Annotated in this window: 14 protein-coding genes; 1 reads left to right on the forward strand and 13 read right to left on the reverse strand. The window is 65.1% G+C overall.

Going from position 1 to position 16,367, the window contains the following annotated elements:
• Positions 1-91: 91 nt before the first annotated feature.
• The 4 genes from G6N08_RS08255 to G6N08_RS08270 are packed head-to-tail and all read right to left on the reverse strand — an operon-like array spanning position 92 to position 4,342.
• Positions 92-1,420, reverse strand: coding sequence for an amidohydrolase family protein (locus G6N08_RS08255; protein WP_246216641.1), 1,329 nt, complete (start codon positions 1,418-1,420; stop codon positions 92-94).
• Complete coding sequence (locus tag G6N08_RS08260; RefSeq protein ID WP_163755991.1) at positions 1,374-2,588, reverse strand: amidohydrolase family protein; 1,215 nt, start codon at positions 2,586-2,588, stop codon at positions 1,374-1,376. Before G6N08_RS08260 ends, G6N08_RS08255 begins: the two co-directional genes overlap by 47 nt.
• Positions 2,589-2,591: 3 nt before the next feature.
• Positions 2,592-3,407, reverse strand: a complete 816-nt coding sequence (locus G6N08_RS08265; RefSeq protein ID WP_163755992.1) for an acetoacetate decarboxylase family protein — start codon at positions 3,405-3,407, stop codon at positions 2,592-2,594.
• Positions 3,404-4,342: an SDR family oxidoreductase gene (locus G6N08_RS08270; protein WP_163755994.1), complete on the reverse strand. Its 939-nt coding sequence runs from the start codon at positions 4,340-4,342 to the stop codon at positions 3,404-3,406. Before G6N08_RS08270 ends, G6N08_RS08265 begins: the two co-directional genes overlap by 4 nt.
• Positions 4,343-4,406: 64 nt before the next feature.
• Between G6N08_RS08270 and G6N08_RS08275 the strand changes: the two genes are divergently transcribed.
• Positions 4,407-5,339, forward strand: a complete 933-nt coding sequence (locus tag G6N08_RS08275; protein ID WP_163755996.1) for an IclR family transcriptional regulator — start codon at positions 4,407-4,409, stop codon at positions 5,337-5,339.
• 55 nt (positions 5,340-5,394) lie between these two features.
• Here the strand turns inward: G6N08_RS08275 and G6N08_RS08280 are convergent, their stop codons facing one another.
• From G6N08_RS08280 to G6N08_RS08320, 9 genes are all read right to left on the reverse strand, one after another.
• The gene (locus G6N08_RS08280) at positions 5,395-5,943 is read right to left on the reverse strand and encodes a nuclear transport factor 2 family protein (protein ID WP_163755998.1); all 549 of its coding nucleotides are present in this window, start codon (positions 5,941-5,943) and stop codon (positions 5,395-5,397) included.
• Positions 5,933-6,814 carry an SDR family NAD(P)-dependent oxidoreductase gene (locus G6N08_RS08285; protein WP_163756000.1) on the reverse strand — a complete coding sequence of 294 codons (882 nt, stop codon included), beginning with the start codon at positions 6,812-6,814 and terminating at the stop codon, positions 5,933-5,935. Before G6N08_RS08285 ends, G6N08_RS08280 begins: the two co-directional genes overlap by 11 nt.
• Positions 6,815-6,875: 61 nt before the next feature.
• The gene (locus tag G6N08_RS08290; RefSeq protein WP_163756002.1) at positions 6,876-8,312 is read right to left on the reverse strand and encodes an aldehyde dehydrogenase family protein; all 1,437 of its coding nucleotides are present in this window, start codon (positions 8,310-8,312) and stop codon (positions 6,876-6,878) included.
• 27 nt (positions 8,313-8,339) lie between these two features.
• Positions 8,340-10,046, reverse strand: a complete 1,707-nt coding sequence (locus G6N08_RS08295) for a thiamine pyrophosphate-binding protein (protein ID WP_163756004.1) — start codon at positions 10,044-10,046, stop codon at positions 8,340-8,342.
• Between the two features lie 2 nt (positions 10,047-10,048).
• Positions 10,049-11,242: a CaiB/BaiF CoA transferase family protein gene (locus G6N08_RS08300; RefSeq protein ID WP_163756852.1), complete on the reverse strand. Its 1,194-nt coding sequence runs from the start codon at positions 11,240-11,242 to the stop codon at positions 10,049-10,051.
• 16 nt (positions 11,243-11,258) lie between these two features.
• Positions 11,259-12,194: an SDR family NAD(P)-dependent oxidoreductase gene (locus G6N08_RS08305; RefSeq protein ID WP_163756006.1), complete on the reverse strand. Its 936-nt coding sequence runs from the start codon at positions 12,192-12,194 to the stop codon at positions 11,259-11,261.
• Positions 12,195-14,042, reverse strand: coding sequence for a flavin-containing monooxygenase (locus G6N08_RS08310; protein ID WP_163756008.1), 1,848 nt, complete (start codon positions 14,040-14,042; stop codon positions 12,195-12,197).
• A gap of 62 nt (positions 14,043-14,104) precedes the next feature.
• Positions 14,105-15,463, reverse strand: coding sequence for an aromatic ring-hydroxylating oxygenase subunit alpha (locus G6N08_RS08315; protein ID WP_163756010.1), 1,359 nt, complete (start codon positions 15,461-15,463; stop codon positions 14,105-14,107).
• Positions 15,460-16,308, reverse strand: coding sequence for an SDR family NAD(P)-dependent oxidoreductase (locus G6N08_RS08320; protein ID WP_163756012.1), 849 nt, complete (start codon positions 16,306-16,308; stop codon positions 15,460-15,462). Before G6N08_RS08320 ends, G6N08_RS08315 begins: the two co-directional genes overlap by 4 nt.
• Between the last annotated feature and the right edge of the window lie 59 nt (positions 16,309-16,367).

Raw genomic sequence — 16,367 nt, forward strand, 5'->3', positions numbered from 1 at the left:
GCGGTTGGGATCCACGTGCCCGATGTCGTGTGACGGGGCGGCGCCTACCCCAATCAGCGGCCCCGCAGTGCGGCCATGGACAGCATTCGTGTCATGTCTCCACAAGGTGGGGGGAAGGCTCCGCCCCCGTCAACCAGTGGCGGCCGACCCGGCGGGCGGTTTCCCACTTGGGGATGCTCACTGCATCGTCTTGGCCGAGGTCCTCGGGGGTCGGCCCGATGCGTTGGGCCAGGGGAGCGAGGGCGTTCAGGTCGAAGTTGTACACCTCGGCTGCTGCCAGGCCCAGCATCTGGCGGGTTTCCTCGATGGGGACGTCCCAAAAAGAGCGCCGCAGCCATTCACGGGTATGCGGCCAAGTTCCCTCCGGATGGGGGAAGTCATTGCCCCACAACATGTTTGGCACACCGATCTCGTAGCGCCGCGCCAGCTCCCTGCGCTCCGTGGTGGTGGCCCCGATGAAACAGTTGCGGTCGAAGTAGGCTGAGGGCGGCATCGTCAGATCGCCCTCCATCAGATGGCTCATCTTCTTGGCCGAGTGCTCGCGCAAATACCGCGTATCCATCAGCCAGAGCAGGTCGTTGGCCCAGAATGCGCCACACTCCGTGACTCCCCATCGCAGCCGGGGGAAGCGCTCGAACACGCCTGACCACAGTGCGAACCACAGCGGCCGGGCCCCCCACCAGCGCACCTCGGTGACATAGATGCCCAGATGTCCGCCGTACTCCTCCTGCGGGGCGGGACCGGAGTGGGTGTGCACCGGCATCTGCAGGTCCTGGCAGGCGGCCCAGACCTTGTCGTAGCGACGGTCGTGGTAGGGCGGGTAGCCGACCCAGCGCGCGGGGATCAGAATCCCGCCCCGCAACCCCGATTCCGCGGCTCGGGTGATTTCGGCCACCGCCGCGTCGACATCCGCCAGTATCGGCACGACCGCGACCCCGGCCCGCCGCTCGGGGCTGTGGCTGCACAGCTCGGCCAGCCAGCGGTTGTGCGCCCGGGCCCCGGCCATGGCACGCCCCGGGTCGAGCTCGCCCGATTGGCCCAGACCGGCCCCGAACGGGGCCCCGGCGACCCCGGTTACGGCGTCGGCGTCGGGGAAGATAACCTCGCCGGCCACCCCGTCGCCGTCGAGTTCCTTGTCCCGCAGCCCGACATCCCATCCGCCGGCGATACCCTCTCCATGCTCGGCGAACCACGCCTGCGCGAATTGCTCATCGATGAACTCGCCAACCTGCGGCGCGGCAGCCTTTTCGGCCAGGTACGCCTCGAACTCCTCCCGATACTCCGGGTCGACATATTCGCGGTACCGTTCGGTGGGCAGCTCGGCGTGACAGTCCGCGGAGATGATCACATAGGGGTCCACAGGCGTCCTTTCGTTACCAGGCACGGATGGGGTCAGGCTCGAAGACGGTGCTGCGCGCATCGGCGGGTACGGCCGCCAGCGGCTCGGCCACCTCGGCCACGGTCGGGCCGATCCGGTCCACGAGGGGCGCGAGCGCCTGGAGGTCGAAGCCATAGACGCTCGCCGCAGTACCGCCCACCATGGCCGCCACCTCGTCGGCCGGGACACCGCTGAAGGTATGGCGCAGCGCCTCGCGCGTGTAGGGAGCGGTGCCCTCGAAATGTGGGTAATCACTTCCCCACATGATCTTCTCGACGCCGATTCGGTGGCGCTCGGCGCATTCGACGGGTCGCATGAAGCTGGCGCCGACATAACACTGGCGGGCCCAGTACTGGCTGGGCTTAAGGGGTAATGAGCCGGCGGTCGGCCCGGCGAACCGAGCGATCGCCGAGCTCGCTCGCCCATAACGCGCGACCGCGACGTCGAGCGAGTCGAGGGTCGCCGGTATCCAGCCGGCGCCCTGCTCGGTGAAGACCACGGTGAGGTCCGGATGGCGATCGAGTACGCCACTGAAGATCAGATGCCACAGCGCCCGATGCGCCCACCAGTGCGTCTCGTACACCCACACCGCGAACGAGCTGCCCCACCCGTCGGTCGGGCTCGGCCCGGCGTTGCCACCGTGGTGGTTGACCACCACGCCCGCTTGCTCGCACGCCGCCCACAGCGGCTCCCAGTGCTCGGCGTAGAGCGGAGGGATGCCGCTGCCGGGGACGACTCCGGGCAGCAGCACACCGCCGCGCAGCCCCAGTTTCGCGATCTGGGCAATTTCGGTGACAGCCTCGTCGAGATCGCCGAGCAGGATCTGGCCTACCCCGGCGCGCCGCTCGGGCGAGGCGGAGCAGAAGTCGGCCAGCCAGCGATTGTGCGCACGCAGTCCGGCCCAGCGCAGCTCAAGCTCGCGGACGGTCTCCGGCGGGGGTGCGGCCAGGCTCGCCTGGGGGAAGAACGGCGGCACCGTATTGGGGAAGATGACCTCCCCCGCAATGCCTTCCCGGTCCAGATCAGCGTTGCGCCGGTCGCTGTTCCAATTGCGTTCGGCGTCGGGTTCGGTGAGGTCGGCGAACGGGTTGACGTATGTCTTTGCCCAGCCGTCGAATTCGTCGCGGTACTGCGGATCGAGGTACTCGCGGTAGTCGAGCAGATCCGCACCGGCGTGGCAGTCGGCCGAGATGACCGTATACCGATCCATGCGCTATACCCGCGCGGGCTCGGGTCCAGGGGCCGCGAGCAATGCTTCGTTGTCATAGGGCTCGTCGTAGCGCTGGTGCACATACGGCAGCAGCCACTCCTGCGGTACCCGCGCGGCGATCCGTCCCACCTGGACGGTGCGCCGGCGACACCAGGTGATCGAGCTGATCTGGCGGACCACGATGTCGGCCACCGGATCCAGTGGCGACTCCCCCAATTCGATTGTGCCGTCGATGTTTTCGAACAGCTCGTAGTGGCGGTGATATTCACCGTAGACCAGGTGCGGATCGGTGATACCGCTGCCGTCGGGAGCCCGCAGGAACTTGAAGTAGAACTCGGTGTCGACCTGGTCGGGTGGCAACTGCGCCGGGCCAGTGACCTGACCGTTCACTCGGATGAGCTGATAGCCTAGCCGGTCAACTGTCGCGGTGACGCGATCGTCGTCACGCTGCACGTCGATGTGAGCCAATTTCTTGGGTTCGCCGAATGTTTCGCGCCCACCCGTGACCGATTGCTCGGTGGACTGGGGCATGAAGAGGGGATAGTCGCCGTGCAGCTCGCCATGCCGGGCGGTCACCGAAAACACCGCCGATCCGAATGGCGGTCTGCCCTCGATCCGGACCCGCTGAAGCTGAACGCGCACCAATGGCTCGGCCGCCGGTTCCAGCGGCTTGGGCAAGACGGCCGCGACAATCTCCGGATCGGTGAGGTACGTGACAGTCACCGCTTCGGTGGCGATCGGCGCCTTGGTGGCGTCGACCTCGTGATCGACTTGCGCCTCGGGCGGGCGAGGGCCATACCGAATTATCTTGGTGCTCAATGCTTTCCTCCTTCGGTAGCGGGCGTCTTCGCGGCGCTCTGGCTGAGCACGTCGACCAGGTAGTCGGGGTTGCTGCGAGCAAGGATCGACGTCGCCTTGCGGCGCACGACGTCCTCAGCGGGTGTGGGGGGACCCATCATCCAGAAGCGGTCTGCCCGGATTCCCTCGACGACCTGGTCAGCGACCGTCTCGAGCGGAGTGAACTCGATACGTGCGCCGGCGGCCTCGAAGCGGGCCACAACGTCTGCCAGCGTGTGCTCGGGTGTGCGACGTTTCTGTGTCGGGGCGTAGCGCTGCGGCCGGTGCCGCCACGACTCCCAAATGCCGGTGTTCAAAAAACCGCCCGGGAAAAGAACGTGCGCCCGCACCCGCGTCCCGGTCATCTGCAGGTGGGTGTAGAGGCTTTCGGTCAGGCAGAGCACCGCGGCCTTGGTCATCGGGTAGACCGCCGTGGCCGGTCCGCCCATGGCCCCCCGGGCGATCGGCGCGAACCCGCCGTTGCCCGAACAGGTGTTGATCACATGTCCGTCGCCCTGCCCCAGCAGCATCGGCACGAACGCCTTGATCCCGTGGATGACGCCGAGCACGTTGACGTCGATCCCCCAGCGCCAATCGGCCAGGTCGTGTTCCCACATATACCCTTCGGAGACCGCGCCGGTGCCCGCGTTGTTACACACCACGTGCACCGCGCCGAAGCGATCGAGCGTCTCCTTGGCGAGCGACTCGACCGAGGAATAGTCGGTCACATCGGTAACCACGCCAGCGGCCTCGATGCCCTCGCCCGCGAGTGCCCGGGTTGCCTGGTCCAGCGGTTCTTTGCGGACATCGGCCAGTACCACCTTCATACCTTCCTGGCCGAAGCGCCTGCCCAGGGCCCGGCCGATGCCGCCGGCTCCACCGGTGACGACCGCCACCCTGCCTTGAAGATCCGTCATTGTGGCCATGGTCACATGGTCGCTTATGACACCGCAAGCAGTCGCATTATGCGACCATGGCGCTATGGCTCCGCGTCCCTCACCCCAGACCGAACGGGTCGTGAAGCTGTTCGAGCATCTCGCGGGGGATGCGAGCCGGGGGATGACGTTGGCCGACGTATCGCGGCACTTGAGCGTCCATAAGGCCAGCTGCCACTCGATGCTGTCCGAACTGCTCCGGGCCGGTTGGTTGCTGCGCGACCCTGTTCGCAAGACCTACCACCTCGGTCCGGCTCTGGTCCGGCTCGGCCGGGAGGCGGCCAGCCGTTATCCGGCTCTGGTGTTGGCCCGCTCTGTGATGGCTGAGCTGGCGGCCGCGACCGGCGCGCACTGCATTGCCTTCTCGGTCAGCGATGACCACTCCACCGTCGTCGATCAGGTCCGAAGCCCTCGCGGCGGCGGTCACCCGATGCCCATCGGCACCCAGTTCCCCCACCGCCCGCCATACGGGGCGTCGATCGTTGCCTGGGCCGGGCCGGATGTGCGAGGGCGCTGGCTGGCCGCCCTGCCCGAGGACGTGCGCGACCGCTACCGCCGGGCTGTCACCGCCGCCCGGCAGCGGGGCTACGCGGTGGGTCTTCACATCCTGCCCGATCTGCGCTTGCAGGAACTGGCGCAGATCGTGCGCAGCGCCGAGGTACGGTCCACCCGGCTGAGCCAGCTGGCGCAGGCGTTAACCGACGAACTCATCCACACCGAAGAGTGGTTCCCGATCAGCCTGGCCGCAGACCGCACCTACGAGGTGAGTCACATCGACTCGCCAGTTCTGGAGGATGGATCGCGCATCGCCCTGATGCTGAGCCTGGTTCCCAGCACCGGGCCGATGAGCGGCGCGGCGGTCACTCGTCTGGGGGCGCAGCTCTCGTCTGCAACCCGCCGGCTTAGCGCCGCCCTAACCAAAGAGTCCCATCTCTCTGGTCGTTCGTCAGGTGACAACCCGGTACTCGACGCGGGTTGAGCGTTACCCGGGTCCAGCTCGACGGTCCCGGGTCAGGAGAGTGCAACCACAGAGGTCAGACGGCCCTGAGCGGATTGTGCCGCTCCCGCCGGTTGACCAGCGGCCGCTGATACGACGGATCCGCCTTGCTGCGCGACGGCGCACCGTTGTCGTGGATATCGGGGACGTCGGCGAAGGGCAGTGGCATGGCCGGGACTATGCTTGACCATTCGATGACGTTGATACGCACTACAATCCGCCAGGATCCGTCACGCCGCTCAAGCCGGTCGATATAACGCCCCCCAGCCATCCAGTTAGTCTCGTCGCGGTTGCGTGCGACGAATAGGTAATACGTTTCGCTGTGGGCGGTTTCGCCGTCGATCTCGCAGGTGTGGTTGAGGAGGTTGTGATGTGTGGCCACTTGGCCCTTCTCATGCAGAGCCGAAGCCCACTCGTAAAGATCCGACGGGCCGCCGACGAAATCGCCTGCGGCGATGACCGCATCCGGGTGAAACGCGGACAGCAGAAGATCCCGGTCGAAACGGTCCATGCCGCGGCTGAACCGCGTCAGGCAATCCAGGATGTCATGCCGGTCCAGTACGCGCGCAACACGATCAGCGTCCACGGGTGTCCTCCGCGATCGGGCGCCAAATCGGCGCGCCGCGCTCGGCCCGCAGCGACGGAATGACCCGGCCGTCCACGTCGGTGATGCCGTAGTCCCGGGCGATCTCCGCAGTGATGAACGTGCCTCCCGACCGCGTGATCACGTCGGGATCGGCGGCGAGTGCCGCGATCACCCGGCCGGGAAATTCAGGTGAGCAACCGACCGCCGGATTCGTGGCCGTCAGACCCCGCATCGCAGGCTCGCGCGCGAGATTGCGTTGCGCGCGTTCGGTAAACGTCAGGCCCTGCCACAACGAGAGCGACGCGACATGGTGTGGCCGCAATTCGATAGCCATGTCGCGCGCCATCCGGTCGACGGCGGTCTTGCACGTCCCGAATACCACGCCGTACGTGTAGGTCACCCCAACATAGCCGGAGATAGCGACGATCAACCCCGACTGCTGGCCGACCATGATCTTGGCCGCATGCCAAGCCGCGACGAAGTTCGACCGCACACCGACCTCGACCATCTCCCAGTTCGACAGCGGCTTTTCCCAGAACGGTGCGGGCTCGGTCAAATCCTCCGGGATCGCAAAAGCGTTGTTGACGAGGATATCGAGCCTGCCCTGTTCACAACGGATTTGGTTGAACAGCGCCGCGACCTGATCATCGTCGGCGTGGTCGACTTGAACCGCGACCCCCGTGCCGCCGCGGCGGCAAACTTCCGCCGCAGTCTCGCCCACAGTGCCCGGCAACGGGCCCGAGCCGGGGACGACGGTACGGCCCGTGATGTACACCGTCGCTCCTTCGGCTCCCAGCGCCACCGCGATACCCTTGCCGATCCCACGGCTGGCGCCGGTCACCAGCGCGACTTTCCCTGTCAGCGAACCCACCGCCAAAACACCTCGCTTTGATCTCCGACGGGCCGCCCGATGTCGTGCGGATCCGGTCCCGCTACCCGGCAGCGTTGTCCGGCGCGTACCCGAGCACGCTCTTGGTCTCCAGGTACTCGTGGAAGCCGAACTCGCTCCATTCGCGGCCGTTGCCGCTGCACTTGTAGCCGCCGAACGGCGCGTTCATGTCGAAGGCGTGGTTGATCGTCACCCAGCCGGCGCGGATTTTGCTGGCCACCGCCCGGGCCTTGTTGAGGTCGGCTCCCGAAACATAGCCGGCCAGACCGTAGTCGGTGTCGTTGGCGATCTCGATGGCATGGTCGATGTCGTCATAGCCCAGGATGCACAGCACGGGGCCGAAGATTTCCTCGCGCGCGATGGTCATGTCGTTGGTGACGTCGGCGAAGACGGTGGGTTTGGCGTAGTAGCCTTTGTCCAGGCCGTCGGGCCGGCCAGGGCCGCCGGTGACCAGGGTGGCGCCCTCGTCGATGCCTTTCTGGATCAAGCGCTGCACCTTGTCGAATTGCGCCCGCGAGGCAAGCGGTCCGATGGCGTGGCTGTCGTCAGGATCGCCGACCTTGACTTGCTCGGCGGCTTCCCGCGCCACTGCGACGGCTTCCGCCATGCGCGATTTCGGCACCAGCATGCGCGAGGGCGCGTTACAGCTCTGGCCGGTGTTGAGCATCATGTTGGTCACACCGGCCCGGACGCTGTTCTCGAATTCCGCATCGTCGAGCACGATGTTGGGGCTCTTGCCGCCGAGCTCCTGGGTAACCCGTTTGACCGTGCTGGCGGCCCTGGCGGCCACGTCGATGCCGGCGCGCGTCGAACCGGTGAACGAGACCATATCGATGCCGGGGTGGCTGGACAAGGCGACCCCTACCCCCGCGCCGTCCCCGTTGATGAGGTTGTACACGCCCGCCGGCACGCCCGCGGCGTCGAGAATCTCGGTGAATATGTAAGCCGAGTACGGCGCCACCTCGGACGGTTTCAATATCATCGTGCAGCCGGTCGCCAGCGCCGGATACACCTTCACCGCGATCTGGTTGAGCGGCCAGTTCCACGGGGTGATCAGCCCGCACACCCCGACCGGCTCCTTGACCACCAAGGTTGCCCCGTGCTGTTGCTCGAACGCGAAGTTCTTCAGCACGTCGATGGCGGTCACCAGGTGACCCAGGCCAAGCTGCACCTGGGGCCCGGCGGCCAACGACGGCGGAGCGCCCATCTCCTCGGTCACCGCCTCCGCCAGATCGTCTGCACGCTTTTGATATTCGGCAAGAATCGCCTGCAGCAGCTCGAGGCGCTCTTCCCGGCTGCTCTCGGACCAGCCGGCGAAGGCGCGCCGCGCCGCGGTTACCGCCACCTCGACGTCATCGGCCGAGCCGAGTGAGATCCGGCCCGTCACCTGTTCGGTCGCGGGATTTTCGACATCGAACGGGTGCGGCCGCACCGGATCCACCCACTGGCCGTCGATATAGAACTTCAGATACTCGCGCATAACGCCACCTTCCCTCAAATCCTGCCTCTATTGAGTGCCCTCGGCGTACCAGGTCCGGAATTCGCCGTAATTCGGCATTTCCTCCGAGTTCGCTTTGGGGTCGATCTCGACGTGCACGACTGCCGGCCGCCCGCTGGCGTAAGCCCGCTTGATCGCCGGGCCGATGTCCTGCTCATACTCGACGTATTCGCCATGGCAGTCCAGGCCTTCGGCGATCTTGTCGAAGCGCACGTTTTTGCTCCAGTGCACCCCGGGCTGCGGCGACGGCTGTTCGAAAGTGCGTTTGTAAACACCGACTTCCAGGCCCCACTGGTGGTCGACTCCCACGATGCACACCAGCGGTAGTCCCAGCCGCGCCGCGGTCTCCAATTCGGCGATGTGAAACAGAAACGACGAGTCGCTGGTGATCAGCATGACCGGTCGTTTGCCGCCATCGGCCACCGAAGCGCCGACGGCATACGGCAATCCGGTGCCGAGGTGGCCGAAGTTCTGGTTCCAGATGACGTCGTGCGGTCTGGCCTGCGAGTAGGTCCATTGGAAGATAACCGTCGCGCCGCCGTCACGCACCAGGATGCCGTCGGACGGGAAGGCTTTCGTCGCCTCGACCACAAACCGCGCGGGATGGATGGGAGTGCTGCCGCTGGGCGCGGTTTGCGCCAACTCGGCCCGGCGGTCGGCATCCTGTTTGATCCAGCGGGCCAGATCGGCTGACGATGCGCGGGGGCTGTCTTGTAACGCAGCCACCAGCTGCGGCACGACGGCTCGCAGGTCGCCCACCAGCGCCACGTCCACCGGCCGGTTCACCCCGATCGCCGCCGGATCCTGCTCGACGTAGATCCATTTGCGGATCGGGTCGTTTTGCGCCCAATGCCGCGTCTTGCCGTAGTGGACCGGCTCGCCAAGTTCGGTGCCCAGCGCCACACACAGGTCGGAGGCGGTTACCGCCTCGACCGCGGCCGGAGAAAACCCGTAGGGAAAGGTGCGGTCCTCCAGCCCCGGGATGAAGGAGGTGCCGCCGGAGGTTTGGATCACCGGGCAGGCCATGAGCTCGGCGAGCGCTTTGACCGGCCCGCCGCTGCGCGACGTGTGCACACCGTGCCCGACCAGCAGGATCGGGGCTTTGGCCGCCTGCACCAGCTGTGCGGCCTGAGCGATTTCCCGCGCGCCCGCGCCCTGGTCGACCAGGCGATAGGCGCTGGGCGGTGCCGGTGCCGGCACGTCCAGTTCGTGCAGCAGCACATGGGCCGGGTACTCGATGTAGGCCGGACCCGGGGTACCCGACATCGCGCGGCGGATCGCCTCGTGAACGATTTCGTCGGTCTGGTCGGCGTACTCGATCGAGGCGCTGTATTTCACCGAGGGCTCCACCAGGGCCTCCTGGCGGACGAACTGGATGCGCCCACGCCGCACCCGCCGCTCGGTGATGCGGGCCCGTTGCCCACCGATGAAGATGACCGGCGAGTTTTCCACCTTGGCGCACATCATCGCTCCGGCTAAGTTGGCCACGCCGGGTCCGAGCGTTCCGATGCACAGGCCCGGCTTACCCGTCATTCGTGCGGCCGCCTCGGCCATGAATCCAGCGCTTTCCTCGTGATGCGGGGCGACCACAGCCCAGCCGCGTCTGTCGGCTTCCAGGAACATATGCACGAAGTTCGGGTCAGGGATACCGAACACGGTGTTGACACCCTCGGCCTCGAAGAGGTCCAAGATGCGGCGGTAGACGGGCACACCCATGATCAGCGCTCCTTTCCGTGCCGGGCAGACGTGAAGTCACCCTCGTGCCTGGTGTGCCCGCTGAGTTCGGTGCTGCCCATGCTGATCTCCTCGAGCACTTCGTCGGTATGGGCGCCCAATTCCGGGGCCGGCCCGCTGACTCGGCCCGGGGTGCGCGAAAACCACGTCGGCACACCAGGAAAGCGCAACCTTCCGTGCGGGCTATCGACCGTCTCGAACAGCCCGACAGCGTTCAGGTGCGGGTTGTCGAACAGCGCGTCGGGTGTGCGGATGGGTGCCGCAGGGATTTCCAGCGTGCGGAACAACGTCAGCCATTCCTCGGTGGTGCGCTCGCGCATCGTCTGGGCCACCAGACCATATACCGTGTCGATCTGGCGGGCCCGCTGCTCGAGCGTGGCATAGCGATCGCTGGCCCATGGCGGCTGAACGGCGTCGATGAACGCCGACCAATGCTTGTCGGTGTAGATCAGCGCCGAAATGTAGCCGTCGCTGGTCTGATAGGGGCGACGGTTGGGAGCCAGCGCCCGGGGATAGCCGGCCGGTCCGAGGGGCGGCTCAAAAATCGCGCCGTTGGCATGTTCGACCAGCATGAACGACGCCATGGTTTCGAACATCGACACCTCCACCTCTTGGCCCTCGCCGGTGCGCTCGCGGTGGAACAGCGCCATCATGGTGGCGTAGAGCGCCGTCAGGCCGGCAACCTTGTCGGCCATGATGGTGCCCACGTAGCTGGCCTCGCCGGTCAGCATCTGTTGGACGGCCGGCAGCCCACATTCGGCCTGGATAGTGTCGTCGTAGGCTGGCAGATCTCGGTCGGGCCCGCGGCGGCTATAACCGTAGCAATTGGTGTAGACGATCGCCGGGTTGATCGCGGCGACGTCGTCGTACCCGAAGCCCAGCTTGGCGATTGCTTTGGCCCGCATCGAATGGATGAACACATCCGCTGTTTCGATGAGCGCCCGCAGCGCGGCTTTGCCGGTCTCGGAGCGCAGGTCAAGCACGATGCTGCGCTTTCCACGGTTGACATTGACGAACACACCACTCATTCCCGGCGCGGGCCCCACCGTGACGTAACGGGTGACATCGCCGCCGGGTGGTTCGATCTTGATCACATCGGCGCCCATGTCGGCCATGATCTGGGTGCAGTAGGGCCCCATCACCATCGCAGTGAGGTCGAGCACCCGCACGCCCGCCAGCGGGCCGGTGACCGGCCTAGCCATGAGTGGCCCCGTCGCGGATGTACCGCCTGGCCATCCGGAAACTGTAGTCGATGTGGTCGGCGTGGCCGTTGGGCAAGACCGGGAAAATCACTGGTCCGGCCATGTCACGGATCGCATCAATCTGTTCGCCGACGGTCTCGATCGACCATGAATCGCGGTATATGCCAGGAGTTTCAGCGACAACGGCCCGCGCCATCCGGCCAGCGATCGCGATCAACACCTCGCCGCTGATCGAGCAACATTCGTGGGCGAGCCACCCCACCGCGGGTGCCACCAACTCCGGGCCCCACGGCGGGTAGCCCACGGTGTCACGGCCCTGAGCCATTCTCGTCTCCGCTGCAGGCACAATGACGTTGCATTTCACGTTATGCGTGCTGCCTTCCAGTGCCACCACGTGGGACAGGCCGATCACTCCGGATTTGGCGGCCGCGTAATTGGCGATACCGTGGTTGCCGTACAGCCCGCCGATTGAGGACGTCAACACGATGCGGCCGTAGCCGGCCTCGCGCATGTGCGGAAACGCCGGCCGAACAACATGAAAAGCACCACGCAGGTGGACGTCCAGTACCGCTTCGAAGTCCTCGTAGCTCATTTCTTGTAACGTTGCGCTGCGGACGTTGCCGGCGTTGTGGATGATGATGTCCAGCCGGCCGTACCGCTCAAGCGCCGCAGCGATGATCGCCGCACCACCGGCTGGGGTCGTCACCGACTCGGTGCACGCGACCGCCTCACCGCCTGCCGACTTGATCTCGTGCACCACTTCGTTCGCGGGACCGGGGTCGATCCCGTCACCGGTGAGCGTTCCGCCGGGATCGTTGACCACGACATTCGCCCCCCGTGCGGCCAGTAACCGGGCATAGGCCCGGCCAAGGCCACGCCCGGCGCCCGTCACGACCGCGACTCGATTGTCGAATCTCAGCTCAGACATTTATGTTCCGAGTTCAAGGCCGTCGAGATCGCCCGTTTTGCGCCATTGTTCGAGCAACTCGCCGAAGGCGTAGAAGCCGGGTCCGTAAGGTTCGCCGAGGTGGGTACGGATACCTTCGCCACCGCCGCCGCCTTCGTTGTTATAGTAGCCCGGCGTGCAGGTTTGGTCGAATGCCGAAGTGTCTACAGCGGTTTCGCGGATGACCTGAATCCACTGGTCCTGGGCCCGCTGGCTGGGCTCGACGGTGACGGCGCCGCGTTTCTGGGCTTCGGCGATGATGTAAGCGATATGCTCGGCCTGCTGCTCGAGCATGGCGGTGGTGTTGGCCGCGACACCGCCCTGGATGAAGCCGGTGTGGAATTGGTTGGGGAACCCGCGGGCCGTCATGCCGTGCAGCGTCTTGTAACCGTCGCGCCAGTAATCGAAGAGCGACAACCCGCCGCGGCCCTCGATCGTGTCGATCGCGTAGCGGCGGCTGATCTCCGTGGTGATCTCGAATCCGCTGGCGTAGATAATGCAGTCGGCTTCGTACTCGACTCCTCCGGCAACGACTCCCTTTTCGGTGATCCGTTCCACACCCTTGGATTCCGACACGTCGACCAGAGTGACATTAGGCCGGTTGAACGTGGGCAGGTAGTCGTCGTTGGAACAAGGCCGTTTGCACAGAAACCGGTAGTAGGGTTTGAGCGCCTCGGCGGTACGCTTATCCTTGACGATGCTCTCGATGCGGCGCCGCAGCCTTTCCATAACCTTGTAGTCTTCCTCTTCCCGGATCGCCATTATCTGTTCCACGGTCAGCGACGCAGGGTCATCCATGGCGGCGATTCGCGCGGTCATGTTGCGGCCCAGCTCAGTCCAGAAATCACAGACCAGGTCCGGCTCGTCGAACACCACTCCTTCGAACGGGCTCCAGCGGTGGAAATTGCGCTGTCGCTCCTTCTGCCAGCCCGGTTTGAGTGTCTTCACCCATTCAGGATCGGTCGGTGTATTGCCCCGCGAGTCGACCGATGAAGGCGTGCGTTGGAACACATACAGGTGCTTGGCGTAACGGCCGAGGAACGGGACGATTTGAATGCCGCTGGCACCCGTGCCGATCAGTGCGACACATTTGTCGGCCAGCTTGTAGAGGCCACCCGTCGAATCCCCGCCGGTGTACTCGTAATCCCAGCGGGACGAATGGAACTGGTGACCTTTGAAGTTCTGGATCCCGGGAATGCCGGGAAGTTTAGGTCGGTTGAAGGAGCCATTGGCCATGACGACGAAGCGGGCGCGGATGTCGTCGTCGCGGTCGGTGCTGATCCGCCAGCGCTTGATTGCTTCGTCCCAGCGCAGCGCGCGCACGGCAGTCGAGAAGATCGCTGAATCATAAAGGCCGAAGTGCTTTCCGATACGCTGGCAGTGGGCCCTGATCTCTGGGCCGTCGGCGTACTTCTTGGTTGGGATGTAGTCCAGTTCTTCCAACAACGGCATATAGCAATAGGAGTCGTTATCGCATTGGATGCCGGGGAAACGGTTCCAGTACCAGACGCCGCCGAAGTCTCCCCCCATCTCGATGATGTGCACGTCTTCCACGCCGGCCTTCTTCAGATAGGCACCGGCCAGCAGACCGGCGATCCCACCGCCCAGGACAGCGACATAGATGTCCTCGCGAATCGGATCGCGCACGACCGGCGGCGTGTACGGGTCGATCTCGTAGAACTTGGCGAGCTCGCCGGTCAGTTCCAGATATTGCTGAGAACCCTCTGGCCGAAGCCGCTTTTCACGCTCCTGACGGTATTTCTCCCGCAGCGCATCGATATCGATGTCGTCAGGCGTTTGTGTCGGTTGCTCGCAGTCGGGCGTCGTCATCGGGCGCCGCTCCTTTTCATCGCTCCGCTCTGCATCGTCGCCGGGGCGGTCATCCGTTCTCCTCACAGCTCGCGCGGTTCGCCGGTTCCCATATATTTCGACAGTTGATAGTGCAGGTTGACGGTGCTGCGTTCCATATACGGGTTGGGTTTGGTGCCCTTGAAGCCGAGCGATTTCATCCCCTGCTGCACCGCGGCCATATTGGCGAAGTCCTGTGGAAAAACGGTGCGCCAGCTGGGATCTCCCGGTGGGAGGTACTCCCACTCGGTGTGTGGCTCTTGGCCCTCGGGATAGAGCTCGTAGCAGGAGGCTTCGAAGATGCATTTGTTCGGGTCGTATCCGTAGGGCCGGGCACTGTAGCACAGCGCGGTGGTCAAGCCTTGGCCGATCTGGAAATTGGGGAATATCTGCCACGCCGTACCGCTGGCGGCCAGGTGTTCGGGATCGATGGTCGGCCAGATCACCCCGCGGGCAGCGTCGTCGCGGCGCGCGGCCGACAGCCAGTGCTCGAGCACCTGGTCCGCCGGGGTGCCCTCCGGAAGTTCGTCGACCAGCCTGCGTGCGGCATCCACCAATGTTTTGGTGGTGGTGGCGTCGGTTTCTTCCAGGGTGTAGACCTGCATCTGCGCGGTTGAGATTCGCGGGTCGGTGCCGGTGCCGAGCCGGATTTTCGACTTGGTTTTTTCCAGATCCTTCGGGGCGTCATAGCCAATGTTGCTATGCCGCCCGTGGACTTTGGCCCAGCCGCGAAAGCTGCCGAACTTGTTGAACTGCGGGTGTGTGGTCGCGACGTGGTAGGTCTCGTTGAAGGCCTCCATCGCTACTTTCCAATTGCACTCAAAATGCAGCCATCTGCGCCACTTGCAACGCATTTTGTCCAACTGAAACGGGTCCAGCATGGTGGCGGCGGGCTCGAGATAATCACGCAACGGCTCGCAGTCGGGATCCATGTTGATCCACACCCACCCGCCCCAGGTATCGACGTTGACGGGCGCCAGGTGGGTGTTTTCCGGTGTCAGCGCACCCTGCCAGTCTTGTTTTTCGGGCACATGGGTGCAGCTGCCCTCCAGGTCGTATGTCCACCCGTGGAATCCGCAGACGAACGATTTCTTGCGGCCGCAAGCGTTTTTCGCGCCCTCAGGGATATCGACCAGACGGCGCCCGCGATGCATGCACACGTTGTGGTGAGCTTTGAATGTGCTGGGCCCGGTGCGCACCACCACGATGGAATCGTCGAGGATGTCATAGGTCAGGTAGCTGCCCACCTGGGGGAGGTCTTCGACCCGGCCGACCTGCTGCCACACCTTGCGCCACAGTTTGTCGCGCTCGGCGCGCGCATAATCCTCGGAGAGGTAGGCCTCGACCCCGATTGTGACCGGTGCGGACAGCTGCTCGGCTGCGTGCACTTCGGTGTCGGTCATCGCATGCTCCTTAGCGCCGCTCGGAACGACTCGTCCTTGAGAAACAACGACGTGTTGTCAGCGTCCAAATGGGACCACTTGAGGTCGAGGCCCCCGTCGACCAGCAGGGTCTGTCCGGTGATGTAGCTGGAAAGATCGGACAACAAAAACAGGATGGCGCCAGCGATCTCCTGCGCACGGCCACGCCGCCCCATCGCGATGGCGCGACGGTCACGTTCCGGGTCGTGGTCGACATAGGTGCCCGAGGCCGGTGTCGCGGTGATCCCGGGCGCCACCGCGTTCACCCGGATGTTGTCCAGCGCCAACTCGAGCGCCATCGTGCGCGTCATCGCCGCCACCGCCGCCTTGGCTGTGCCGTAGGCAATGTGAAATGGTGCGGTGTTCATGCCGCTGATCGAGGACAACGAGACGATCGCACCGGGCTTGCCCTGTTTTTTCAGCTCCGCCGCGACCGCCCGGCTCATAAAGAACGCGGTTTCGAGGTTCGCAGTGAACAATTCCCGCCAGTCGCTGCGGGTCACCCGGGTGGCGGGCATCCAGGTCGAGGGCGCCGCGCCACCGGCGATATTGACCAACCCATAAAGCTCGCCGACGGTGCCCCGCACGCGATCGATGACGGTATCGATGCCCTCATCGGTCGACGCGTCGGCGGAGACCGGTATGACGGGAAGGCCTTGCCGGGCCAGGGGAGTGACGTGCTCGTCGAGGTTCGCGGTGGATCGGCTCACCGCGATCACGGTGGCCCCTGCCGCGGCAGCCATCGACGTCACTGTGGTACCGATGCCGCCGCCACCGGCGCCCGACACCACGACGACGCGGCCGTCCAACCTCAACGGATCATGCATAGAGCGATTTGTCCGGACAAAATATGTTACTCTCCATTTTGTAGAACACTATTCCGCTG

It is taken from the genome of Mycobacterium botniense (assembly GCF_010723305.1).
Lineage (GTDB): Bacteria > Actinomycetota > Actinomycetes > Mycobacteriales > Mycobacteriaceae > Mycobacterium > Mycobacterium botniense.